General features: G+C 48.6%; 17 protein-coding genes, 3 rRNA genes and 1 pseudogene. 14 read left to right on the forward strand and 7 right to left on the reverse strand.

The window, feature by feature from the left end:
* The first annotated feature begins 36 nt into the window (after nucleotides 1–36).
* Nucleotides 37–1,131: an LCP family glycopolymer transferase gene (locus LACZS1_RS01715; protein ID WP_306402894.1), complete on the forward strand. Its 1,095-nt coding sequence runs from the start codon at nucleotides 37–39 to the stop codon at nucleotides 1,129–1,131.
* Nucleotides 1,132–1,296: 165 nt separating this feature from the next.
* Here the strand turns inward: LACZS1_RS01715 and brnQ are convergent, their stop codons facing one another.
* Together brnQ and LACZS1_RS01725 are read right to left on the reverse strand one after the other, a co-directional pair.
* The gene (gene brnQ, locus LACZS1_RS01720) at nucleotides 1,297–2,676 is read right to left on the reverse strand and encodes a branched-chain amino acid transport system II carrier protein (protein WP_010489762.1); all 1,380 of its coding nucleotides are present in this window, start codon (nucleotides 2,674–2,676) and stop codon (nucleotides 1,297–1,299) included.
* Between the two features lie 633 nt (nucleotides 2,677–3,309).
* Nucleotides 3,310–3,993: a hydrolase gene (locus LACZS1_RS01725; RefSeq protein WP_070650068.1), complete on the reverse strand. Its 684-nt coding sequence runs from the start codon at nucleotides 3,991–3,993 to the stop codon at nucleotides 3,310–3,312.
* Nucleotides 3,994–4,532: 539 nt separating this feature from the next.
* Between LACZS1_RS01725 and LACZS1_RS01730 the strand changes: the two genes are divergently transcribed.
* From LACZS1_RS01730 to LACZS1_RS01745, 4 genes are all read left to right on the forward strand, one after another.
* Complete coding sequence (locus tag LACZS1_RS01730) at nucleotides 4,533–5,291, forward strand: DeoR/GlpR family DNA-binding transcription regulator (protein ID WP_010489757.1); 759 nt, start codon at nucleotides 4,533–4,535, stop codon at nucleotides 5,289–5,291.
* 83 nt (nucleotides 5,292–5,374) lie between these two features.
* Nucleotides 5,375–6,157 (forward strand): glycosyltransferase family 2 protein, encoded by a 783-nt coding sequence (locus LACZS1_RS01735; RefSeq protein ID WP_070650067.1) that lies wholly within the window; start codon nucleotides 5,375–5,377, stop codon nucleotides 6,155–6,157.
* A gap of 18 nt (nucleotides 6,158–6,175) precedes the next feature.
* Entirely contained in the window at nucleotides 6,176–6,937 is a 762-nt protein-coding gene (locus LACZS1_RS01740) for a DUF975 family protein (RefSeq protein ID WP_070650066.1), read from the forward strand.
* Between the two features lie 82 nt (nucleotides 6,938–7,019).
* A complete protein-coding gene (locus LACZS1_RS01745) occupies nucleotides 7,020–7,352 on the forward strand; it encodes a hypothetical protein (RefSeq protein ID WP_047106498.1) in 333 nt (110 codons plus the stop codon).
* Between the two features lie 156 nt (nucleotides 7,353–7,508).
* Here the strand turns inward: LACZS1_RS01745 and LACZS1_RS01750 are convergent, their stop codons facing one another.
* On the reverse strand, nucleotides 7,509–7,865 hold the full coding sequence (locus tag LACZS1_RS01750; protein ID WP_070650065.1) for a winged helix-turn-helix transcriptional regulator: 357 nt from the start codon (nucleotides 7,863–7,865) through the stop codon (nucleotides 7,509–7,511).
* Between the two features lie 227 nt (nucleotides 7,866–8,092).
* On the opposite strand from LACZS1_RS01750, the gene LACZS1_RS01755 reads away from it, so the two are divergent.
* Nucleotides 8,093–8,710, forward strand: a complete 618-nt coding sequence (locus tag LACZS1_RS01755) for a nitroreductase family protein (protein ID WP_010489746.1) — start codon at nucleotides 8,093–8,095, stop codon at nucleotides 8,708–8,710.
* An 18-nt stretch (nucleotides 8,711–8,728) separates the two neighbouring features.
* A complete protein-coding gene (gene zwf, locus LACZS1_RS01760) occupies nucleotides 8,729–10,216 on the forward strand; it encodes a glucose-6-phosphate dehydrogenase (protein WP_070650289.1) in 1,488 nt (495 codons plus the stop codon).
* Between the two features lie 139 nt (nucleotides 10,217–10,355).
* Here the strand turns inward: zwf and lepB are convergent, their stop codons facing one another.
* Nucleotides 10,356–10,955 carry a signal peptidase I gene (lepB, locus tag LACZS1_RS01765; protein ID WP_010489740.1) on the reverse strand — a complete coding sequence of 200 codons (600 nt, stop codon included), beginning with the start codon at nucleotides 10,953–10,955 and terminating at the stop codon, nucleotides 10,356–10,358.
* A gap of 72 nt (nucleotides 10,956–11,027) precedes the next feature.
* Nucleotides 11,028–11,963, reverse strand: a pseudogene (locus tag LACZS1_RS01770) (ADP-ribosylglycohydrolase family protein).
* 427 nt (nucleotides 11,964–12,390) lie between these two features.
* Here LACZS1_RS01770 and LACZS1_RS01775 point away from each other — a divergent pair.
* Entirely contained in the window at nucleotides 12,391–13,938 is a 1,548-nt protein-coding gene (locus tag LACZS1_RS01775; protein ID WP_070650394.1) for an ABC-F family ATP-binding cassette domain-containing protein, read from the forward strand.
* Between the two features lie 137 nt (nucleotides 13,939–14,075).
* Here LACZS1_RS01775 and LACZS1_RS01780 read toward each other — a convergent pair whose 3' ends face one another.
* Together LACZS1_RS01780 and LACZS1_RS01785 are read right to left on the reverse strand one after the other, a co-directional pair.
* The gene (locus tag LACZS1_RS01780; protein WP_070650395.1) at nucleotides 14,076–14,822 is read right to left on the reverse strand and encodes a class I SAM-dependent methyltransferase; all 747 of its coding nucleotides are present in this window, start codon (nucleotides 14,820–14,822) and stop codon (nucleotides 14,076–14,078) included.
* A gap of 115 nt (nucleotides 14,823–14,937) precedes the next feature.
* Nucleotides 14,938–16,395 carry an ISNCY family transposase gene (locus LACZS1_RS01785; RefSeq protein ID WP_070650230.1) on the reverse strand — a complete coding sequence of 486 codons (1,458 nt, stop codon included), beginning with the start codon at nucleotides 16,393–16,395 and terminating at the stop codon, nucleotides 14,938–14,940.
* 395 nt (nucleotides 16,396–16,790) lie between these two features.
* On the opposite strand from LACZS1_RS01785, the gene LACZS1_RS01790 reads away from it, so the two are divergent.
* From LACZS1_RS01790 to LACZS1_RS01815, 6 genes are all read left to right on the forward strand, one after another.
* Nucleotides 16,791–18,360: ribosomal RNA gene (locus tag LACZS1_RS01790) — 16S ribosomal RNA — on the forward strand.
* A 219-nt stretch (nucleotides 18,361–18,579) separates the two neighbouring features.
* Nucleotides 18,580–21,497, forward strand: a 23S ribosomal RNA gene (locus LACZS1_RS01795).
* A 200-nt stretch (nucleotides 21,498–21,697) separates the two neighbouring features.
* Nucleotides 21,698–21,814 (forward strand): 5S ribosomal RNA (gene rrf, locus LACZS1_RS01800).
* Together the 16S, 23S and 5S rRNA genes form the textbook arrangement of a ribosomal RNA operon.
* A 323-nt stretch (nucleotides 21,815–22,137) precedes the next feature.
* On the forward strand, nucleotides 22,138–22,458 hold the full coding sequence (locus LACZS1_RS01805) for a thioredoxin family protein (protein WP_070650393.1): 321 nt from the start codon (nucleotides 22,138–22,140) through the stop codon (nucleotides 22,456–22,458).
* On the forward strand, nucleotides 22,455–23,231 hold the full coding sequence (locus tag LACZS1_RS01810) for a threonine/serine exporter family protein (RefSeq protein WP_010492688.1): 777 nt from the start codon (nucleotides 22,455–22,457) through the stop codon (nucleotides 23,229–23,231). The genes LACZS1_RS01805 and LACZS1_RS01810 overlap by 4 nt, the downstream gene beginning before the upstream one ends.
* A 17-nt stretch (nucleotides 23,232–23,248) precedes the next feature.
* Entirely contained in the window at nucleotides 23,249–23,707 is a 459-nt protein-coding gene (locus LACZS1_RS01815; RefSeq protein WP_010492690.1) for a threonine/serine exporter family protein, read from the forward strand.
* The last annotated feature ends 479 nt before the right edge of the window (nucleotides 23,708–24,186 follow it).

Here is a 24,186-nt window from a genome sequence, read left to right on the forward strand (position 1 = left end):
CACTACCGTAGAAACTAAAACTGGAGTGAAGAAGTAATGTCTAAGCAACAAGATTCAAATCTGCGAACGACACATGATAAACCCAAGCGGCGCCATACGATTCTTCGGGCAGTGGTCGTCATCGCGCTTGTGGCGTTATTCCTTGCGGGCGGCTATGCGGCCAGATTCTACTCCCAAGCGAAGAAAGCCGTGGCGAAAACTTACGATCCCGTCAGCACCAAGGCTGTTGACTCTGACCTTGATGGTAAAAAACCCATCAGTATTCTCCTGATGGGAACCGATACTGGCGCTTTTGGCCGTAAAGATACCGGTCGATCCGATACCCTCATGTTAGTGACCATTAATCCTAAAGAAAAGAAAACAACGATGGTCAGCATTCCGCGTGATACCCTGGCAGAAATGGTGGGGACTGGCAACGACTCTTCAACCTATGAAAAGATCAATGCAGCGTACTCTTATGGCAAATCAAGCGCAGCTATCAAAACCGTTGAAAAGTTGTTGAATATTCCAATTAATTATTACGTGACGGTTAATATGGAAGGCCTGCAAAAGATTGTCGATGCGGTTGGCGGTGTGGACGTCAATGTGCCATTTACCTGGACAGACGCCAACACCGGTGGTCAGACGTTCAAGAAAGGCAAAGCCCATCTCAATGGCGAACTGGCACTTGCTTACGCGCGGATGCGTGACGAAGATCCGGAAGGTGACTATGGCCGGCAGAAGCGGCAACAGGAAGTCATCAATCAAATTGTCAAGCATCTGTTGTCAGTTAAGTCGTTGACCAATTATCAGAAGGTCATGGATTCCTTATCTTCCAGCATGCGGACGAATCTGACGTTTGATGACATGATGGCGATTGCCCAAAATTACCGGGCTTCAGCGGGCACTATCGAACGTAAGCAACTTCGAGGTATCGGTGTTTACATTGATAATGCTGCCTATCAGGTTATGAAGACCGATACGCTTCAGAAAACGTCAGACGAACTACGTGAACAACTAGGTTTACAAAGCGAAAAGCTAAGTAACTTCAATACCCGGCAAAATGAAATTAACAATGCGGCCGGTTTTGACTGGACCGCCAACAATCCGGTTTATACGGTTTCGCTTGACGGTGCCACTACTGGGCCGTGATGTTCTGAGATATTTAGTGCCTCAAACTTAGGCATAACCGAAAAAAGACGAAAGAATTCTCAAATCGCAGTTTGCGATGGCGAGAATTCTTTCGCCTTTTTGTTTCTGCATCGAGGCGGGCAAGCATCGTCCCTTTTACACTCCTTTGGTTCATATACAGCAAGGTTAGTCTGGATCAGGCAGGTCAGGGGCCAATTTTGCCCCGCTAAACTTGGCAGCAATGAAGCCGCAGATAAACCCGATGAGGAGGAATGGTACAAAGTCCATGCCAATGCCAAACAAGGGGATGAAGGTTGAAGCAAAATGTTGAATGGCGGCAAAGAAAGGCAATTGCGCCAAACCGGCAGGCAGCGCGTGAATGGCATCGAGTAAGGCCGGAATCATGGTAAAGGCGATGGTGGTCTTATAGATGCGGGTATTCTTGCCGATCCACGGATGAAGCAGCCCTAACATGATCAAGGCAATGGCCAATGGATAGAGCAGCATCAAAATCGGCGTGGAGTAGGCGATAATCTGATCCAGTCCGAAATTGGCGATGAAAAACGCCCCGATTGTCGTGATCGGTAAGAAGAAATGGTAACCCAGCTTCGGGAAGCGGTGACCAAGATCCTGGGAGAAGGAAGTAACCAAGCCGATCGCGGTTGTTAGACAGGCCAGTAACGTCATGGCACCAAGCAAGGCGGTTCCGATGAGTCCTGTATAATGGGTCATGATCTGATTAAAGGCGGTGCCGCCATTTGCGGTTAATTTAGCAAAACCCAGACTGATGGCGCCTAACATGATGAGTAGCAGGTAGATGATCGCCTCGAGCCCCATTGCCAAAGAACCAACTTTCGCAACCGCTTTGGCCCGACTGGAAGCGCGATGCAGCCCCATGAGTTTAAGGGCGGTAATAATCGTCACCCCAAAGCCTAATCCAGCTAAAGCGTCCATCGTGTTGTAACCCTGCAAAAAGCCGTTAACGAGATTGCCACTGATTAAGTTGGCGTTACCGGTAAAGCTAATGGTCCGAATGTCACCTTTGATCAAAAGTGCCCAGAAGAAAATGAAGGCTAGTAAAATCAGAAAAAGCGGATTTAGCAGTTTGCCGATATAGGTGGTAATTTTGCTTTCATTCCGGGCAAGAAGAAAAGTTGCCAGGAAGAAAATGAACGAAAAGATCAGTAAGCCGATTTGCTGCTGCGCCTTTCCTAAAAAAGGTGAAATCCCGATCGCATAAGTGACTGTGGCCGTCCGCGGCGAGGCGATGAGTAAGCCAAGGCTGGCGTGGGTCGCAAGTAGGAAGAACAAAGCGAATCCGTGACCTGCTGGGCGGGCTAAATCGTACATACTACTCGCACGGGTGAGGCTGATGGCCATGATGGACAACAGCGGCAGTAAAACTGCGGATAACAAGAATCCAATAGCGGCAGGTAGCCATGCGCTTCCAGCCAGCTGGCCCATGTGAATCGGAAAAATCAGATTTCCGGCTCCAAAGAACATCCCGAACAACAGGGAGCCAAGGGTAAGGTACTGGCGTTTGGTGAGTTTGGGTTGTGTTGACATTGAGAATCCCTCCATTTTATAAACGATTGCAATCGCGACACTGACTGCAAGAAGCTTATTGAGGCGGGCATGTGGCGCATTGCCCATAACGCGTTCGCAGTCGCAGAAATCTCCGTGTAAGGACCTTGGTCACAATGGCCTAAGCCCGGGCCATTGCGTCCAAGGCCGCTTACACTCCGGCTTCTAAACGCGCCGGCTCACGCTCACATTAAAAAAGCCCTTAACAGTCAGAACTGTTAAGGGCGCGGATCACGCTGTACCACCTTACTTTACCACCAACGTCACCGTCAGCGGCCTCGCCGCGTACGGCCGGATTCCCGGCGATACGCGATTGCTGTAATGGGCGCAATCCCAGCCATTACTCCCGAAGTCGCAATGGCAACTCGTAGACTACTTTCCACCAGGCAATCAGAGGTCTCTTCCCACCAACCGAGACTCGCTGACACTGACAACCTAGGTACTCTTCTACTCATCGTTTTTGAACATTTGTTGAATTGAAACTTATTTTACAAAGAAATCGGTGAATGTCAAGAATTTTAATTTTAAAATCGTAAGAAATGTATGGGAGTGCCTTTTTGAAAGGCATAGAAAAAACCTCCTCAGGCTTGTGAGGAGGTTTACCGAACTGATGAATTAGCCAACAACTTCAACGGTTGCTGACATCACACCTGCTGAAGGAATCTGGGAGTTAGGCATCGCGACATCCAGTTGGTTAGGGTTGCCTGCCGCAAAACTACCAGTGTCATTAACGGTCCGATACCAAACTGTACCATCAGACAAGGTGATCTTCAGACGTGTGCCTTTAGGGAAGACCGAGAGATTGGCTGCAACGCCATCGTATCCCATGTTTGAGCCGAGGACTGCGGGATCGTAGAAGCTCAACTTAAAGGTTCCCTTTTTGGTTGTTGTCTGGGTTGTTTGTGCAGTGCTCGTTGGTGCTGCACTTGCCGCCGCAGCGTTAGCAGCATTTTGCGCTGCCTGTGCCTGAGCTTGTTGCTCTTGCGCTGCTTTTTCGGCAGCTGCCTGATCTGCAGCCGCTTTTTCAGCTGCTGCTTTTTCGGCAGCGGCTTGTTCTTCGGCAGCCTTGGCAGCAGCCGCTTTTTGATCAGCAATCTGATGTGCTGCTTCGGCAATATCATTTGTGCCGACTGTGATGGTATTTTCATTCTTAGGATTGACCAGTGAATATGCATTCGCCTGTTCAACCTTAGCCTCATTGCTTAACACAATTGACTTGGCACTGACTTTACTGTTGTCACTATCAGATGTGGCATGATCGGCAATCGCTTCAACCTTTTGCGAATGATTGCTTGCCATTCCTAACAAAGGTGCCACGCTGAGTAACGTAATGATCGAGAATTTAATTTGCTTAGTAAAGATAAAAATTCACTCCTATATTTTGAATAGCCGTCGTTTTGTTCCCCCGAGAACACAAACGAAGTATATAGGTGTGGTGTGTCAATAAAATACCAGCATCATTACAAAAATAGCTAAATTGGTAATATTGTTACGCTGACGTAACAAACCGAATGTTAAATTTTTTCGTAACAATCACTGAACATTTTTTGAAAAAGTGGGTTCAACCCTTGAAGATTCTGTGATTTGCGGACATTTTCTACCACAATTTGTGAATTTTTCCAAAATTTATGGGAGCCTAAACTTTTAGCGATCAGGAAATGATATGCTAATTTCACGGCTAAAAAGTCAGAATTGTTGGTCGTTACCGAGGGTGGTCAAGACCAAATTGCGGATTATTCACTTGTCGAAATCGAAAATTGGACAATAAATGTTCTTCCATAAACGCGGTTTTCAAGAATCAGGTATAATAAGGCGAGACAAGTAGGGAGGTTTGTGCGGTGGCGATGTATCGGGAAAAACGCTTTGAGGAGATCAAAAGACTGCTGGCAGTCCGCAATGAACTGAGTATTGACGACATTATGAAAGCAGTTGGCGTTTCTCGTGACACAGCACGCCGGGACATTGTGGCTTTGGATGCTCAAGGAATTGCCCGCCGAACCCGTGGTGGCTTGGTATCGTTAAACTTCGGCCACAGTATTCCTAGCTACTCGGCCCGCCTAAAACGGTTTTCGACCCAAAAGACGAAAATGGCTAAAGCAGCATTATCGCTGATCAAACCGGGCGGCGTTTATTTCATTGATGACTCGACCACGCTTTTGAAATTGTCACAGTCCATTCGGCATCCGGTGACCGTCTATACGCACAGCCTCGATAATGCCATTGCCCTTTCAGTAGAAGAACAAGTCAACCTGCATCTTTTTGGCGGCAAGCTTGACCACCACGCGCGGTTCTTCTTTGAGCCGACCATGCTGGAAACTTTGCGCCGGATTGCTTTTGATGCCGCGTTTATCGGCGCAACCGCGATTGCCGAAGACGGCGTGTACTTTTCTTATATGGAAGATGCACAGGTTAAACAAGCAGCAGCGTTATCGGCGCGTCAGGTGGTCGTAGTGTCTGAAACCGAAAAGTTCCAGATTGAAGCGCCTTATCGCGGATTGGAACTAGGACAGATCAGCACGCTGATTACGGATAAGAAATTATCAGCGCCGCAAAAACGCTGGTTTGCCCCGCAGACAAATTTTATCGTTGGCAGCTAAGCAACACTTACCAAAAAAGGATTGATACGTATTCAACTTAAGCAAACAGCCTATCAGCAACGGATTCACGAGGAGGTGGCGTCATGACAACGCCGCTTGTGACGATTATTGTACCGGTTTATAACCTTGAGGCATACGTGGCACATGGCTTGCAGAGTCTCTTGGCACAAACTTATTCCCATTTACAGATCATCGTGATTGATGATGCTTCCGACGATCGGTCACCGCAGATTGTGAGCCATTTTGCCCGGCTGGATAACCGCATTCATGCCATTTTAAAGTCCGTGAACCAAGGCGTTTCCGCAGCGCGTAATAGCGGTTTGGCGCAGGCACGTGGCGAATTGGTGGCATTCATGGATGGCGATGACTGGTATGAGCCGGACTTTATTGCCCATGCCGTTAAAATGATGAATCAAGGATGGGATCTCATTGCGATGCCGTTTTTCCGGGATGATCCCGCTCCGAGACCGGTGCGACCGGGGTTACGCAAGGCAAAACAATTGACGCGCGACGGATTGATTCGACAGATGCTGCATCCAGTGGGCTATATTCGCGGTTACCTATGGAACAAAGTTTTTCGCCGCGACGTTATTGAACGAATGCAGTTGCGCTTCGACGAGCAAATGTCCATTATGGAAGACGAACTATTTACGGCAACTTATGTGATGGCAACGCACCATTTCCTATATACCGGCCATCCGGCTTATCACCATGTGGTCCGGCGCGATTCAGCCACTCAGTCCTTGGGTGTTTTCGGTGCGATTCCCCAACAACTGTATGCTTTATGGCGCATTCATCGCGTTTTGCGCCACGCACGCCGCCGTGCCAAAGCAAATAAGAAGGAAACCGTTAAAATTGATCATTGATCAGGAGGATCATGGACTTTGGCAGAAAATTTAATGACTTTCCCGCAATTGAAACAAGCAGCCAAGAAACAACTGAAGACGGGAACGAATCGTCGGGATCTTATGCTGGCGTATTTGTTGCCGAGCTTGTTGCAGGCCGCGGCGACGATTACCGTTTATTTGATGATCCAGGCGGTGGTGCAAGGCTTCGGTGCCGAAAAAATGTTCACCGATCCGACTGGCTTTCAGGCTTACTACGCCCAAAGCAGTAATGACAGCGGCATGGTGAATACGATTCAAAGCCTTGTCGTGACGATGTTGGCCCAAGGTGTTAACTTTGCGGTGCTGGATCTCGTCCGCAACCATGAACGTGTACGACCGCTTCAAGCTGTGTTAGGTTTGTTCAACGGTAAATGGTTTTGGGGGTCCATTTCATTGTGGATCTTTATGTATTTTCTGACACTCATCGGGTTCTCTTTTCTGATCTTTCCCGGAGTTATGTTAGCACTAGGATGGCGGCAGGCGTTTTGGGTCTTTAAGGATGGCCACGAAGCCGATCAACGGTTTTCGTCCATCACGGCTTTGATCGGATCATGGCGCCTCATGAAAGGTTTTAAGGCAGATTTACTGGGCTTGTACCTCTCATTGATTGGCTGGTATTTGCTGGAAAATGCCACGTTCCATCTCTTCGACTGGGCCATCAATCCTTATCTGCAGCTGGTTCACGCGAATTACTACGAAAACCGCCGCGCTTACAAAATGGCGGCCTTGCATCGCAATGGTTCTGACGTGCACTTTTAGCACAGGCAGGGTATACTGACAGCGATTGAAGACGGAGTCAGGAATTGTGTGGTGCTAAAAGAAGAAGGTTGGCGCTGTTATTATGGAAACCGAAGCATATATGACCTTGGCAGAAGTCAAAAAGCGGCAGGCCAGTTTAAAAGACAAAATGCCGCTTGATCAGGCGATTGCCGAAAATATTCAAAACTGGGCACAGTGGCTGCTAGATGAAGGATTTGAAGGCAGCTACTTCACGGCCGAACTAAACGGGAATACGATTATGATTAGCGATCTCGATGGCCGGCAAGTCGCAACCATCACCACCGACGCACCTAGTTATGTCGATGCGTTCAAGCAGTCAGATAGGATGACGATGTTGGCAATTCAAAGCAAGCTGCGCCGGCTGATTGACCAGCACGGCATTAAAACGCAGTGAGCATGAGTGAGTCATAGCGACTGACTGTGCGAAAACAAAATGAAGGACGAATGGATTTCCACATTGTGTGGGAAATCTCATTCGTCCTTTTTGGTGTTGACGATTTGCTGCGTCAGTTTTCAATTAATGGCAATAAAGAAGGATTCAACAGAAACCTTAGACGTTGTCGCTTGCCTCAATCTTGTGATCGTTGAAGGCGGATCCCCAAGCGGCCATGGCTTCGATAACCGGTGTTAAGGATCGCCCAAATGAAGTTAAACTGTATTCCAGCGAACGGTTGTCACTAACGGTACCTATTTTTTTCACGATAAGATGATCAGCTTCCAGTTGTGCCAGCTGCAGTGCCAACATTCGTTCGGTAACGGATGGGATCGCGCGATTAAGCGTGCTAAAACGTGTCGCGTCACCTCTCAAAAGATGATATAAAATGACGCTCTTCCATTTTCCGGAAATGAATTGGACCGTGCTTTGGACGGGACAACCGTCAGCGCAATCATAAACTTCGCGTGCCATAGAGAGGACTTCCTTCGAGTTAAAATGACTTACATTTTTCTCACTTACATTAATATAGTGCTAATCGTATCATAATGTTTGCAAGGACAACAGGGGGTCAGACAAAAAACTGATTGATCATTGGCGGATTATCAGCTTCGGTAGCGACTATCGGCAGACGCTTTCTTTTGTCCCTGCGATCCCGGGATAGGTCATTAACGAATGGATAAGCACACGGAGGTTATAAAATGTTTAACAATCAAATTGTATCTGCTTTAAAAAAACGGCGGTCGATTTACCAACTGGGCAGATCGGTCACGACGCCGACGAATGATATTGTCAAGATAGCGCAAGATGCCATCATTGAATCACCAACGGCCTTTAATGGCCAGACAGTGAAGGCGATTTTTCTCTTTGATGAGCATCACGAACACTTATGGGACCTGACAGCTGAACGTTTGCGCTCAGAGGTTCCATCAGATGAGGCTTACCAAGCAACGTTGAAGAAACTAAATAGTTTTAAGGCTGCATTTGGAACCATTTTGTTTTTTGAAGACAGTGCAACAGTCAGGCAAGAAGAGAAGGATTATCCACTTTACCGCGACAACTTTCAAGATTGGGCTGAACAAGCTCAGGGAGGGGCGCAACAGGCGGTCTGGGTCGCGCTTGCTTTGAATAATATCGGTGCCAGTTTGCAACACTATAATCCCTTGATTGATGAGCAAGTGCGCGAAGCTTTTGCAGTTCCTGCTGAATGGGTGCTCCGGGCTGAAATGCCATTCGGATCCATTGAGGCGCCTGCGGGGGAAAAGTCTTATTTACCTCGGGAGGAACGCTTTGTTGTATTTCAACATAAGGCTGTTTGAGAAAGCAAGGTCGTATACATGCCAGAAGAATCACGCGCTGTGATCATTATTTTTGGAGGATCAGGGGATCTGGCTTCGCGTAAGCTATATCCCGCATTGTTTAATCTTTATCGCCGCGGCGTGTTGGCTGAACATTTTGCCGTGATCGGGACTGCCCGACGACCATGGAGCGATGAACATTACCATGAGGTGGTTGAAACCGCGATTGCCGGGCTTAACCCCGAGCCGGCGCAAGCACACGCGTTTGCCCAACATTTCTTTTATCAAAGCCATGATGTCACCGATGCGGATCATTACATCACGCTAAAAAATCTGGCGGCTAAGTTGGATGATCAGTTTGCGACGGGTGGCAACCGGGTCTTTTACATGGCGATGGCACCGGACTTCTTTGAAACCATTGCCAGCCATCTCAAGTCCGAACATTTGTTGACAGATGTCGGGTTTAATCGGCTCATTATCGAAAAACCGTTTGGCCATGACTACGCCAGCGCCAAAGAACTGAATGACTCGTTAACGGCAACGTTTGACGATGATCAGATCTTCCGGATTGATCATTACTTAGGCAAAGAGATGATTCAGAATCTTTTGGCGTTTCGGTTTGACAATACGATTTTTGAAGGCATCTGGAATAAGAAGTATATCGACAACATTCAAATTACGTTGGCAGAAGCGGTCGGTGTTGAGGAACGGGCCGGTTATTATGAAAAGGCTGGTGCGCTGCGGGACATGGTGCAAAACCACGTGATGCAGGTGCTGTCTTATCTCACCATGGACAAGCCGAAGTCCTTTACCACCAATGATATTTTGGCGGAAAAGGATAAAGTGTTCGCGGCGTTGAAGCCCTATGATCTGGCAACAGCGAAAGCCAATTTTGTCCGCGCCCAGTACGTCGGCGCTGAAGTCGATGGGAAAGCCGTTCGCGGATACCGTGAGGAAGAAGGCGTGGCGGCTGATTCCCAAACCGCGACATTTGTGGCCGGAAAAATTATGTTGGATATGCCGCAGTGGCAAGGCGTTCCGATTTATATTCGCACCGGCAAGCGTTTGACGCGCAAATCGACGCAGCTGACACTGACCTTCAAGCCAGTCGCTGCGCCGTTGTTCGGCCAATCCGCCGACAGCAAACCGGATACTTTGACGATCTATATCGAGCCAAGTGAGGGCTATTCGCTACAGCTAAACGGCAAAGCGTTGGGAACTGGCCTCACCATTGAACCGGATGAATTGCGTTACCGCCATGATCCAAAGGCAGCGGCTGCAGCACCAGAGGCTTATGAACGGTTGATCAACAACGTGTTGGAAGGCGATCAGACCAACTTTACTCATTGGTCCGAATTGTCGGCTTCGTGGCACTTCATTGATGCCATCCAGGCTGCCTGGTCGCAAGAGCCGAACATGCCAACGTATCCGGCCGCAACCATGGGACCACAGGCAGCGTTTGATTTGTTGTCGCGTGACGGCCGCGAATGGTTCTGGCAACCGCACCGGGTTCAAATGGCTGATTAAGATGGCTATTAAGAGGTGGAAGGCATTAATAGCTTTGATTCCGATTTAACGAATTGCTGGGAAGTGCACCTAAACTAAAAAACATCGTCAAGCCCAGCTTAGGGTCTGACGATGTTTTTTAATTGGGGAATAGCGTGTATCAGAAAATCTTCATCCGATTTAACGGCCAATACCGCCAAACGACAACGGATTGAATCTTGGACTTATCGACAAAACCAAAATCGCGACTGTCGTGGGAAACCAAACGATTATCACCCATCACGAAATATTTTCCGGCGGGGACTTTGGCTGATTTGGTTGACGAAAGTGTCTTGATATTGAAATCGTTGGTGAACTTAATACTGGACGGATCCAGTCCCTGTTGACTGGCCCATTTATTAATTTCATCACGTGAAAACTTATGATTCAAATAGGGTTCGGCAATTGCCTTACCATTGACATACAGTTTGTCGTTTTTGGAACTCACCGTATCGCCTGGCATCCCGATAACCCGCTTGATGTAAAGCGACTTTGGCCGATCAGGCGCATTGATCACGACAATATCGTTGCGTTTAGGTTTCTTGATTCGAACGGAATATAACCGTTCATTATTCTCCAATGTCGGTTGCATCGATGTACCCTGCACCACATCTTTGCTTAGGACGTAACGCATCAGCAACTGGGACGCGAAGAAAATAACGACGAAAAGAAGCAGAAACTCAAGGATCGTTCTTAAGGCGGATTGATTGTTGTTTTTCAAAATGACACCTTCCGGTACAGATTAACCTTAGTCTACCACAAGCGTTCTATCCACGACTAGAAAGTTCGTCTTTCAATCATACTTCGGGAAAAAGCCGCTTTTTTCTGCTTGCCGACATAGGTCAACAATCTGGGCGTATTCAGCCAGCATCAAGCACCAGCGATGCGGCAAACTCGTGTAACCATAGGCCAAGCCTGCTAAGCCGCCGGTCAACGCGGCTGCGGTATCGGTCGCGCCGCCGAGCATAAGCGCATTTAAAACTGCATCATGATAATCCGGCCAGGTTTGGAGTGCGTGTAAGGACCGAGCCAATAAACTTAGAGGATCGGTGGCAGTGCCATCTGATGCCTGCGCTTCGAGTTTGGCTTGGAATGCAGCAAAAGCAGGTTGATAAGTTGGCTGATCTGCAAAGTATGCGGCGGTTTTGCTGATGCCGGTGGTGATTGCCGTGGGTAAGTCAGGGGCATCGGCAAGCAGTTCAATCGCAATTTGGGTATAAATGGCAGAAGCGACCATATTTTCAGGATCCAGATTGGTGAGCGTGACAAAATTTTGAAAGAGCCGGCTGCCTTCCGCTTTTTGGAACAGGTTGGTTTCAAATGTCTGGTAAGCAAAAAAGGCAAATGGCAACGTGCGAATCAAGGCTCCTGGTTCGTTAGGCGCCGCTGTGGCTTTTCCCGTGGTCAAGGTCGTTTCGACACTTGACCAAATATCAGGATTCCTTTTCCCATAGGGTGCGTACTCGCCGTTTTTGAACTAGGCTTGGTAGGCATTGACCAGTGCATCCTGGTCGAAACCATGCTGCAACGCATCCAGACCGGCCAGGGTAAGGCCTGTTTCATCTGAGTAAGTGCCGGCCGGCTGATTGAACGTGCCATAGCCCTTCATCCCAGTCACCGGTGAAGCGGCTAACTCAGCCTGCGTTTGGCCCTTGACCGGCAGTCCCAAAGCATCACCGATGGCAAAGCCAACCGTGGCGTGAATCAAACGTGATTCCATGATGCCCATTATTTGTCTCCTCCTTATATAAGAAAGCGCCCATTATGCATGTCGCAGGCACAGCATCAGCGGACGCTATGTTTGCCAGCGAGATGCGTCATGGGCAGCACCGATTAATCATAGACATGAAGTTATTATTTCCCTAGAAAAGAAGAAATTGCAAAAGATTTGCCTCGTTGTAAAACAACAGTGGCTGTGATAGCCTAGCAAGCAGTAGCTATTTTCAGAAAACTGGATGACCAAATGTTCTATTAAAGCTTTGGTGGTCCAGCAGACAAGGCAGCCAAGTACGTCACGGTAGGTGTCGTTAAGCGTGGCGATAATACTTGGATTTTAAGAAAAAGTTGATCCATTTGACAAGATGCCCAGCAATGAGCACAAGGTGCTGCCGGTATTTTAGTTGGATCAATGACGGTTTATAGATTAAGGAGTTCTCATGAGTGTTTTAACCGTAACCGGGTTGTCGCAACGGTTTTTAGATAAAGTGTTATATCAAGATGCCAGCTTTCAGGTGAATATCGAGGACCATCTTGGCGTGATTGGCCAAAATGGGGTTGGCAAAAGTACGTTAATCAAGATTTTAACGGGAGCCTTGACGCCGGATGCCGGGAAGATTGTCTGGCAGAAGCACCTGCACGTCGGGTACTTAGACCAGTACGCTAACTTAGTGCCGGGCCAGACTGTGATCGAATTTTTGCGTACAGCTTTTGAAGAGCTTTATCGTAAAGAGGCCAAAATGAATCAAACTTATGCAGACTATGCAACGAATCCGGACGACGCACTGTTAGCAAAGGCTGGTGAGCTGCAGCAGGAACTGGAAGCCGGCGATTTTTATGAACTCGAAACCACGATTCAAACCGTGGCGGAAGGTTTGGGCATCGCTGCCATGGGGATGGATCATCCGGTTGACGCGCTTTCGGGTGGTCAGCGTTCAAAATTGATTTTGGCAAAACTACTGCTTGAAAAACCGGATATGCTTCTACTCGATGAACCGACCAATTACCTGGATGTGTCGCACATTGAATGGTTGACCGACTGGCTCCAGAACTTCGAAGGGGCTTTTATTGTTATTTCTCACGATTTTGATTTCCTCGAAAATGTGACCAATGCAGTTTTGGATATTGAGTTCGGCCAGATCACGAAATACACTGGCACTTTGAAACAGGCCATGCGCCAAAAGGAAGCCGATCACGAAACGTACCTGAAGGCGTTCGCCAAGCAGCAGGAAACCATCAAGAAAACCGAAGCCTTTATCCGCAAGTTTAAGGCAGGGACACGCGCCACAATGGCTAAAAGCCGCGAAAAGCAACTGGCACGCATGGACAAATTGACACCACCGGGCACCCGTTCCAAAGCCCACTTAGCGTTTCCTTACCTGCCAGTGAATCGGCAGATTTTGATTGATGTGAATAACTTGGTTGTTGGCTATAATCAACCATTGTTACAGCCAATCAATTTTTCGGTCGCAAAAGATCAGATTATCGCGTTTGAAGGGTTTAATGGCGTCGGTAAATCGACGTTATTAAAAACGATCCTCGGGTTAATTCCGGCCATTAGCGGCAGTGTCGAAATTGCCGACAACGTGGTCTTTGGGTATTACGAGCAGGAACTACATTGGGATCAACCTAAGCAAAGTCCGGTTCAATATTTGCAGCAGCGTTTCCCGGCGTTAACCCAAAAAGTTGTACGCCAAGTGCTGTCACGAACTGCTTTGACAAGTGAAGAGGCCAATAATCCGTTGACCATGCTGTCCGGAGGCGAACAGGCTAAAGTCAAATTGGCAGAACTCATGCTACAGACCACCAATATTCTGATTATGGATGAGCCGACCAACCATTTGGACGACGACACCAAGAACGCATTGCGCACCGGACTACAACAATATCCCGGCGCCGTCTTGCTCGTCTCACATGAGGCAGGCTTTTATGATCGTTCGTGGGTGGATACGGTTGTTAACGTGGAACAGTTACAAGTTAAGGCGTGATTCAATTTCCGTCTGAAGCAAATCAACTAGGCTAATTTACGCGAAAAAAGAGGCGCTACCGACAAAATGGAATTGTCGGCGGTGCCTCTCTTTGGGTATTTAGTTCGTATTGGAACGCGCAGTGGCATGTTGAATTGCTAATGATCCGAATGCCAAACCAGTTGCGTATAGGTATAAGTGAGATGATCGGTGACTGGCATGTGGGCATTTCCGTTTCCAGTCAGTGCCTTGGCAAGTTGGCTGGCCGCTTTTACACCGACAGGCACAGTTAGCTCAGGCAAAAGATCACTAATCGTTGTCTGCTCCTCAAGATGATAAGTCAGCGTATGTGCTTTGAACGGAACCTGGTGAGCGTGTAACCACTGTTGATAGCTGGCGACACGAGTAGGGTCTGCCTGATAAGCGACCGGCACGGCTTGGCCTAAATAAGTTAGCGCGCGATCCATCAAAGCGTCAGACTGTTCGGTTTGAAAGTTCAACACAACGCCTTGATTAGCCCAGTTGGTTAACAATGACAGTTCATTGGCCTCCAGCGTGGGTAACTGGCTAACAAAAATAAGATCGGCAGCAGGCCGCGCTTCGAGCTGATGCCAATCGGCGGTTATGAAGTTGACCGATGTAGTCGAATTGGCTGTTAGCTGTTGCCTTGCATAAGCCAGCATGGCAGAGGACCAATCGATTAACGTCAGTTGTTGGACATGCGCGGCGAAGCGAGCGGCATAACGGCCGGTTCCAGCTGCAAGGTCGACGAGTGATTTAGTCGGCAGCAGTCCTTCATCCAGCAGCCATGCGGTGACATCGCGAGCAACTGGCAAACGCGACGTTTCCTCAGCCGCAGCATAGTCTTCGGCAAATTGATTCCAAAAGGCGCGATCTTCTTTCATGAAAAGATATTCCCCTCTGAAAATTTTTTTGAAAAAGTTGTGTCAAGCGATTTTCGACTTTGACAGTAAATTCCATAAAACATGCGTCCGAAAACTGGACGCGAGATGATCCTGATTAGACTTGAATCGCTTGTGAATTCTTGTATGGATATCGTTCGGCGACCAACTGTTTAACCCTTGTACTGTTAATGCCAAGAGAATCAAGGTAATCGCGATAGTTAGCACGGCGCCACGGATGCGTAATTGCCGGGATTTTCTTGGTTCGTTTAGGAGTTGGTGCCGCGGCTGGCGTAAGATCGAATTTAGCTGACATGAACTGTTCTTTTGGCACACAGAAAAGGTCGTACACCTGGTCGTCATCAGTGGTCATATAAAGTCTGCCAGTGAAGCTTTTGATGACTAAGACCTTTGTATGCGGCGGTAAGTAAACCAATTCGCCATTTCGATGTGGCAGATAGCGCTTGTTGTCAAAGCGAACACAGTGTCCGTGGCCGATGCTGCGTTCATTGGCAATGATCAAAATATTGTCAATTTCCTTGGGTGTTAGTTGCTTATCAAACACCGACATGCTACTTTTGATGGTAGATGCGAAGCGGTCATTGTAACGCTTGATAAAGCCGACCAAAAACCGATTGGCATCTGCGATTGTGGTGATGTTATGCAACCGCAGTTCACTTGTGAGCCGATCTTGAAAAGTCTCCAGAAGACGTTCTATGCGGCCTTTGGCTTGCGGAATACTGGTGACCGAAAGTTCTGTTCCAAGTGTCTGGCAGGCATAACCGAAACGTGTGAGAGGGTTCTCGGTCGAAGGTGAGCCCTCTTTTTTGTTGCTATTAAACACGGTGCGCCGATCCGTTAGGAATTCTGCTGGAGCGCCATAATCGCGAAGGACTTGGGCAAACACGTGATAATAGCCGCTGAGTGTTTCCTGTTTGGCAAAGTAGCCGCCGACAACGTTCCCGGACTGATCATCAATGGCTGCGTGTAAGGTGGTTTTTTGAGTACCAAACCAATACTCCCATGAAGCATCCATTTGTACCTGTTCACCAGAATAATGTTTCCGAGGACGTTCTGGATGGGCTTTGATGTTTTCAACGACTTCGATGGCTGACAAGGTGGCTTCATCACGTTTGGATAGGAGCTTGGCCTTCTTTTCTTTTTCTTTTAACTCACGCTTGACCCGACGCTTGGTGGCTTTATGGGCTTTGGGTGACAGAATGTGGTGGTGTCTGAATAAGAGCCGAAGTGAGGATTCGGAGATAGCGATTTGTTCGGCAGTGGTTAAGAACTCGTGGAAATGAGCGATGTTGAAACCGGCATACTTGTTGGTGTACAGATGAATGATCCGACGTTCGAGTTGCGCGTTGCGTTTGTTGGCAGGCTCACGGCCGGCATTACCATGGATAAAGCCGTCTTTGCCTTGTTGCTTGTAAAGCTTGATCAGTCGGTAGATGGTTCGTTCGGAGCGCTTGAGCTTAACGGCTGCGCGTTGCACGGAGGTCTTACCATTGACCACTGCTTTGATGACTCGGTAACGTTCTTCTTCTTTCATTGTTAAGACAACCTTCTTCATGTGATTCCTCCTAGATGTATCTTCTAAGAGGTTACAGTTTTTGTGACACTTTGGCTAACTGCTTACTTAAGACAATATCGCTTGCGGTCGACACCTCTGAAAATTTTTTTGAAAAAGTTGTTGACTTAAACGGAGAACCTGCGTAGTATATTACGAGTTGTCAGTCATCAAAACAGTTTAAACCGCACAGCGATTTAAAAAAAGATGTTGACAAAGGGTTGCCAATTTGATATTCTAATTAAGTTGTCGCTTGGCAACAAAGTCGTCCTTTGAAAACTGAACAAAGTTTCGTTTAAATGTGCAGGGTCCTTGATACTTCGGTATCGAGGCAAAAAGTAACATTTGCGAAGTCAATTCGCTAGAACAACAAATCGAGCTATTCGAACAGCTCATATTTATATGAGAGTTTGATCCTGGCTCAGGATGAACGCTGGCGGCGTGCCTAATACATGCAAGTCGAACGAGTTTTGGTCGATGAACGGTGCTTGCATCGTGATTCAACTTAAAACGAGTGGCGGACGGGTGAGTAACACGTGGGTAACCTGCCCTTAAGTGGGGGACAACATTTGGAAACAGATGCTAATACCGCATAAATCCAAGAACCGCATGGTTCTTGGCTGAAAGATGGCGTAAGCTATCGCTTTTGGATGGACCCGCGGCGTATTAGCTAGTTGGTGAGGTAACGGCTCACCAAGGCCATGATACGTAGCCGAACTGAGAGGTTGATCGGCCACATTGGGACTGAGACACGGCCCAAACTCCTACGGGAGGCAGCAGTAGGGAATCTTCCACAATGGACGCAAGTCTGATGGAGCAACGCCGCGTGAGTGAAGAAGGCTTTCGGGTCGTAAAACTCTGTTGTTGGAGAAGAATGGTCGGCAGAGTAACTGTTGTCGGCGTGACGGTATCCAACCAGAAAGCCACGGCTAACTACGTGCCAGCAGCCGCGGTAATACGTAGGTGGCAAGCGTTATCCGGATTTATTGGGCGTAAAGCGAGCGCAGGCGGTTTTTTAAGTCTGATGTGAAAGCCCTCGGCTTAACCGAGGAAGCGCATCGGAAACTGGGAAACTTGAGTGCAGAAGAGGACAGTGGAACTCCATGTGTAGCGGTGAAATGCGTAGATATATGGAAGAACACCAGTGGCGAAGGCGGCTGTCTGGTCTGTAACTGACGCTGAGGCTCGAAAGCATGGGTAGCGAACAGGATTAGATACCCTGGTAGTCCATGCCGTAAACGATGAATGCTAGGTGTTGGAGGGTTTCCGCCCTTCAGTGCCGCAGCTAACGCATTAAGCATTCCGCCTGGGGAGTACGACCGCAAGGTTGAAACTCAAAGGAATTGACGGGGGCCCGCACAAGCGGTGGAGCATGTGGTTTAATTCGAAGCAACGCGAAGAACCTTACCAGGTCTTGACATCTTTTGATCACCTGAGAGATCAGGTTTCCCCTTCGGGGGCAAAATGACAGGTGGTGCATGGTTGTCGTCAGCTCGTGTCGTGAGATGTTGGGTTAAGTCCCGCAACGAGCGCAACCCTTATGACTAGTTGCCAGCATTCAGTTGGGCACTCTAGTAAGACTGCCGGTGACAAACCGGAGGAAGGTGGGGATGACGTCAAATCATCATGCCCCTTATGACCTGGGCTACACACGTGCTACAATGGATGGTACAACGAGTTGCGAGACCGCGAGGTCAAGCTAATCTCTTAAAGCCATTCTCAGTTCGGACTGTAGGCTGCAACTCGCCTACACGAAGTCGGAATCGCTAGTAATCGCGGATCAGCACGCCGCGGTGAATACGTTCCCGGGCCTTGTACACACCGCCCGTCACACCATGAGAGTTTGTAACACCCGAAGCCGGTGGCGTAACCCTTTTAGGGAGCGAGCCGTCTAAGGTGGGACAAATGATTAGGGTGAAGTCGTAACAAGGTAGCCGTAGGAGAACCTGCGGCTGGATCACCTCCTTTCTAAGGAAACAGACATTAAGTCTGACGGAAACCTGCACACACGAAACTTTGTTTAGTTTTGAGGGGACGACCCTCAAGCACCCTAGCGGGTGCGACTTTGTTCTTTGAAAACTGGATATCATTGTTGTAAATGTTTTAAATTGCCGAGAACACAGCGTATTTGTATGAGTTTCTAATTTAGAAATTCGCATCGCATAACCGCTGACGCAAGTCAGTACAGGTTAAGTTACAAAGGGCGCACGGTGGATGCCTTGGCACTAGGAGCCGATGAAGGACGGAACTAATACCGATATGCTTCGGGGAGCTATAAGTAAGCTTTGATCCGGAGATTTCCGAATGGGGGAACCCAGTACACAGCAGTGTATTGCCTGCAAGTGAATTCATAGCTTGTCGGCGGCAGACGCGGGGAACTGAAACATCTCAGTACCCGCAGGAAGAGAAAGAAAACTCGATTCCCATAGTAGCGGCGAGCGAAGTGGGAAGAGCCCAAACCGAGAAGCTTGCTTCTCGGGGTTGTAGGACTGGACATTGGAGTTACCAAAGTTCGACGTAGTCGAAGTCAGCTGGAAAGCTGCGCCATAGAAGGTGAAAGCCCTGTAAGCGAAACGGCGGACTCTCCGTCCAGGATCCTGAGTACGGCGGAACACGTGAAATTCCGTCGGAATCCGGGAGGACCATCTCCCAAGGCTAAATACTCCCTAGTGACCGATAGTGAACCAGTACCGTGAGGGAAAGGTGAAAAGCACCCCGGAAGGGGAGTGAAACAGTTCCTGAAACCGTGTGCCTACAATTAGTCAAAGCCCGTTAAGGGGTAATGGCGTGCCTTTTGTAGAATGAACCGGCGAGTTACGTTTGCCTGCGAGGTTAAGATGAAAAGTCGGAGCCGGAGCGAAAGCGAGTCTGAACAGGGCGAATGAGTAGGCAGATGTAGACCCGAAACCAAGTGACCTACCCATGACCAGGTTGAAGGTGTGGTGAAACACACTGGAGGACCGAACCCATGTATGTTGAAAAATGCTGGGATGAGTTGTGGGTAGCGGTGAAATTCCAAACGAACTTGGAGATAGCTGGTTCTCTCCGAAATAGCTTTAGGGTTAGCCTCGGAGGATGGATCATGGAGGTAGAGCACTGTTTGAACTAGGGGCCCATCAAGGGTTACTGAATTCAGATAAACTCCGAATACCATCGATCTTACTCCGGGAGTCAGACAGTGAGCGATAAGGTCCATTGTCGAAAGGGGAACAGCCCAGATCACCAGTTAAGGTCCCTAAATTTATGCTAAGTGGAAAAGGATGTGGCGTTGCACAGACAACTAGGATGTTGGCTCAGAAGCAGCCACCATTTAAAGAGTGCGTAATAGCTCACTAGTCGAGTGGCACTGCGCCGAAAATATACCGGGGCTAAGCATAATACCGAAACTGTGGGTGCACCCGTAAGGGTGCGCGGTAGGAGAGCGTTCTAAGGGCGTTGAAGGTCGATCGTGAGGACGGCTGGAGCGCTTAGAAGTGAGAATGCCGGCATGAGTAGCGAAAGATCAGTGAGAATCTGATCCACCGTATGACTAAGGTTTCCTGGGGAAGGCTCGTCCTCCCAGGGTTAGTCGGGATCTAAGGCGAGGCCGCAAGGCGTAGTCGATGACAAGCAGGTTGAGATTCCTGCACTAGTTTATTTTGTTTAAGCGATGGAGGGACGCAGGAGGCTAAGGAAAGCGCACGGCTGGAAAAGTGCGTCCAAGCCGCAAGTCTGGTGGCGAGTGAAATGCTTGCGACCATAAGGACAAGCGGTGATGGGGAGCGAAATTAAAGTAGCGAAGTTCCTGATGTCACACTGCCAAGAAAAGCTTCTAGTGAGAAATAAACTACCCGTACCGCAAACCGACACAGGTAGTCGAGGAGAGTATCCTCAGGTGAGCGAGCGAACTCTCGTTAAGGAACTCGGCAAAATGACCCCGTAACTTCGGAAGAAGGGGTGCTGACCGCAAGGTCAGCCGCAGTGAATAGGCCCAAACAACTGTTTATCAAAAACACAGGTCTCTGCTAAATCGAAAGATGATGTATAGGGGCTGACGCCTGCCCGGTGCTGGAAGGTTAAGAGGATGAGTTAGCGCAAGCGAAGCCCAGAATTGAAGCCCCAGTAAACGGCGGCCGTAACTATAACGGTCCTAAGGTAGCGAAATTCCTTGTCGGGTAAGTTCCGACCCGCACGAAAGGCGTAATGATTTGGGCACTGTCTCAACGAGAGACTCGGTGAAATTATAGTACCCGTGAAGATGCGGGTTACCCGCGACAGGACGGAAAGACCCCATGGAGCTTTACTGTAGCTTGATATTGAGTGTTGGTACCGCTTGTACAGGATAGGTAGGAGCCGTAGAGATCGGAACGCTAGTTTCGATGGAGGCGTTGGTGGGATACTACCCTAGCTGTATGAACACTCTAACCCGCGCCACTGATCGTGGCGGGAGACAGTGTCAGGTAGGCAGTTTGACTGGGGCGGTCGCCTCCTAAAATGTAACGGAGGCGCCCAAAGGTTCCCTCAGAATGGTTGGAAATCATTCGCAGAGTGTAAAGGTAGAAGGGAGCTTGACTGCGAGACTGACAAGTCGAGCAGGGACGAAAGTCGGGCTTAGTGATCCGGTGGTTCCGTATGGAAGGGCCATCGCTCAACGGATAAAAGCTACCCTGGGGATAACAGGCTTATCTCCCCCAAGAGTCCACATCGACGGGGAGGTTTGGCACCTCGATGTCGGCTCATCGCATCCTGGGGCTGTAGTCGGTCCCAAGGGTTGGGCTGTTCGCCCATTAAAGCGGTACGCGAGCTGGGTTCAGAACGTCGTGAGACAGTTCGGTCCCTATCCGTCGCGGGCGCAGGAAATTTGAGAGGAGCTGTCCTTAGTACGAGAGGACCGGGATGGACGTTCCGCTGGTGTACCAGTTGTGCCGCCAGGCGCATCGCTGGGTAGCTATGAACGGAAGGGATAAACGCTGAAAGCATCTAAGTGTGAAGCCCCCCTCGAGATGAGATTTCCCATTCCTATATGGAAGTAAGACCCCTGAAAGATGATCAGGTAGATAGGCTGGAAGTGGAAGTGCAGCGATGCATGGAGCGGACCAGTACTAATCGGTCGAGGACTTAACCAAGTAAGAGCGTGAGCAGGAGCGCTTAGAAACCGGAGCATAAGCGGGCCTGAGTTCGTTGGCCGGGTTTTGGCCAATGGACTCAGGGTCCTTATGTGGAGGTTTCTGCGACTGCGAACGCGTTTCGATGAAATACGCCGATTCTCAGCAAAGTAAACAAACAACAATGATAGCCAGTTTTGAGAGCGCAAAGTTCTCATAAGTGTGGTGGCGATAGCAAGAAGGATACACCTGTTCCCATGCCGAACACAGAAGTTAAGCTTCTTCACGCCGAGAGTAGTTGGTGGGAAACTGCCTGCGAGGGTAGGAAGCTGCCACGCTAAGATAAGATCCGGTCATATGACTGGGTCTTTTTTTGGTGAGCGCGAGCCGACTCCTGCGCCGGGGAGCGCGTTATGGAGTAAGACACGTTTTAAACAGCCTCGGTCGTGATGACCTGGGCTTTGGCCATAGCGACCAAGGCCACTTACATGCAGATTTCTGAGACTGCAAGCGCGTTATAGAAATCTGAGCAAGACTTCAGACCTGCCTCAAACAGAACAAAATTCATAGCTCACCACTAACAGGAAATCAAAAAATAATCTTGAAACAACAGTACCATGCGTGCTACATTGCAGAAGCAAGCGGAAAAGGGGGCCATAAAATGCCGGTGAACGCGACGAAAGAGACACTAAAGGAGTTGACCGCTACTGGAACGGTGGTTGTCGACTTTTGGGCGCCGTGGTGTGGGCCTTGTAAGGTGCTTGATCCGATTTTAAGTGCGCTTGAAAAAGAACTGTCAGGGCTAAAAGTAGTGCGCTATAACGTGGAGGCGGATGCTTCAGTGCCGCAAACATTGGGAATCATGACGGTGCCGACAATAGTAGTCTATCAGCAGGGACAACCAAAAGAAAAAGTGAGCGGCGTTTATGCCAAAGAAAAATTGAAGCGTTACTTTGAAAAGAAGTTAGAGGCAGCGCGATGACACATTCAATTGAACAAGAAAAAAACCAAACCCCAAATCGGGTCTTAGCTACCTGCCTTTTAGCCGGGCGAATTATGATCGAAGGCGGTTCGGAAATGTATCGGGTGGAAGACACGATGCGCCGAATCGCTTTTAACGCTGGTCAACCGCAAACGTTGGTGTTCACGACGCCAACTGGGATTTTTGCGAGTATTGAAAATCAACCGTATATTCAGGAACGGCCGATTAGCAAACGCTCGATTGATATGGAAAAAGTCTCCCGGGTGAATCAGCTTTCCCGATCGTTTGCTGCCAAAGAAATTGATCTGGATGCCTTATACGCAGCACTGCTTAAATTAGATCAGAATACGCCGTTTTTTCCAATTTGGTGGCAGGTGATCGGTGCCGCCGTTGTCAGTTTGACCTTAATGGTTTTATTTGCGCAAAAATACAACTGGTTTGATATGCCTTTGGCGGCGTTGGTTGGCGCACTTGGTTTTTGGGTGAATATCAAGGTGAATGCCTTAACGAATATCCGCTTTATCAGTGAATTACTCGGCGCTCTGGTTGTCGGATTAACGGCATGGATCGGCGTTAAATTAGGGCTAGGCCATGATTTGGATGACATTATCATCGGTGCGATTATGCCGCTGGTGCCGGGTGTGGCGATTACCAATTCGATCCGGGATATGTTGGCCGGGCACCTGCTGTCCGGCATGGCGCGCGGAATGGAAGCAATCTTAAGTGCCTGTGCAATCGGTGTTGGAATTGCCATAATATTTCGTTTCTTTTAGTAAAGGAGGCAGTGCTTTTGCCGTGGTTTGTTGCGTTATTGATCCAGCTATCTTTTAGTTATTTAGCAACCGTTGCGTTTGCGGTGATTATTAATGTTCCACGCAAAGCACTGAACCTTGCTGGCTGGGCTGGCATGATGGGCTGGCTGGCATACTGGCTATTGATGGAGGCAGGTATTGGCCGGATGATGGCTAACTTGACCGGTGCCTTTGTCATTGGTGTATGCGGCATCTTCTTTGCGCGTTATAAAAAAATGCCGGTCATTATCTTCAACATCCCGGGATTTGTCCCGTTGGTGCCAGGCGCCGTTGCCTATCAGGCGGTTCGCGCCGTGGTGATGGGGCAGTTGGATAGTGCTTTGCAATATGTCAGTCGCGTGATCATGATTGCCGGGGCGATTGCGGTCGGTTTCATGTTGGCCCAACTCTTGTCAGAATTGTTGTATAAACAGGCAGTCTTGAAGCCGAAAAAGTGATATACTGTTTATATGCGATGAGTCGAGTAAGCACGGTTCTTGTGCTGAAAGTTGCAGCTGACTGGTTAAAAGCCACCCGCCGGATTGTGGGGTCAGCGATCTCAAGGTTGTGGAGCCAGCGAGATCCTATCCAAGTTAAATTGGGTACTGTAAAAATTGGCAGTCAAGCTTAATGCTTGGCTGCTTTTTTTCGTTGCATTTAAAGTTAGCTGTTTTCGGCTTGTTTTTAAAAAGCCACAACGAGTTATGACGGCTTCCCGTTTTATTAATAGAATTATGAGAAACTTCCCTCGATTTTAGTTACATTTCACATTTTGACGGCGCCCGGAGAATGGTTGAACCGCGATATATCGGCTATTCCAACTGGACACTCAAAAAATTAAAAAATTAAGTTGACTTTTTGCGTGAATCCAATTAGTATTCTAACCAATCATTAATTTTAACGGGAGAAGGCGAGTCAATGTCATCTATGTGTATGT

Origin of the sequence: Lacticaseibacillus zeae subsp. silagei (assembly GCF_030770335.1) — a bacterium.
Lineage (GTDB): Bacteria > Bacillota > Bacilli > Lactobacillales > Lactobacillaceae > Lacticaseibacillus > Lacticaseibacillus zeae.

Excerpts from the sequence above, each read along its gene's own strand:
- LACZS1_RS01715 (WP_306402894.1), top strand. The coding sequence starts at position 37 with ATGTCTAAGCAACAAGATTCAAATCTGCGAACGACACATGATAAACCC.
- brnQ (WP_010489762.1), bottom strand. The coding sequence starts at position 2,676 with ATGTCAACACAACCCAAACTCACCAAACGCCAGTACCTTACCCTTGGC.
- LACZS1_RS01725 (WP_070650068.1), bottom strand. The coding sequence starts at position 3,993 with ATGGCAAGCAATCATTCGCAAAAGGTTGAAGCGATTGCCGATCATGCC.
- LACZS1_RS01735 (WP_070650067.1), top strand. The coding sequence starts at position 5,375 with ATGACAACGCCGCTTGTGACGATTATTGTACCGGTTTATAACCTTGAG.
- LACZS1_RS01745 (WP_047106498.1), top strand. The coding sequence starts at position 7,020 with ATGGAAACCGAAGCATATATGACCTTGGCAGAAGTCAAAAAGCGGCAG.
- LACZS1_RS01750 (WP_070650065.1), bottom strand. The coding sequence starts at position 7,865 with ATGGCACGCGAAGTTTATGATTGCGCTGACGGTTGTCCCGTCCAAAGC.
- LACZS1_RS01755 (WP_010489746.1), top strand. The coding sequence starts at position 8,093 with ATGTTTAACAATCAAATTGTATCTGCTTTAAAAAAACGGCGGTCGATT.
- zwf (WP_070650289.1), top strand. The coding sequence starts at position 8,729 with ATGCCAGAAGAATCACGCGCTGTGATCATTATTTTTGGAGGATCAGGG.
- LACZS1_RS01775 (WP_070650394.1), top strand. The coding sequence starts at position 12,391 with ATGAGTGTTTTAACCGTAACCGGGTTGTCGCAACGGTTTTTAGATAAA.
- LACZS1_RS01780 (WP_070650395.1), bottom strand. The coding sequence starts at position 14,822 with ATGAAAGAAGATCGCGCCTTTTGGAATCAATTTGCCGAAGACTATGCT.
- LACZS1_RS01785 (WP_070650230.1), bottom strand. The coding sequence starts at position 16,395 with ATGAAGAAGGTTGTCTTAACAATGAAAGAAGAAGAACGTTACCGAGTC.
- LACZS1_RS01805 (WP_070650393.1), top strand. The coding sequence starts at position 22,138 with ATGCCGGTGAACGCGACGAAAGAGACACTAAAGGAGTTGACCGCTACT.
- LACZS1_RS01810 (WP_010492688.1), top strand. The coding sequence starts at position 22,455 with ATGACACATTCAATTGAACAAGAAAAAAACCAAACCCCAAATCGGGTC.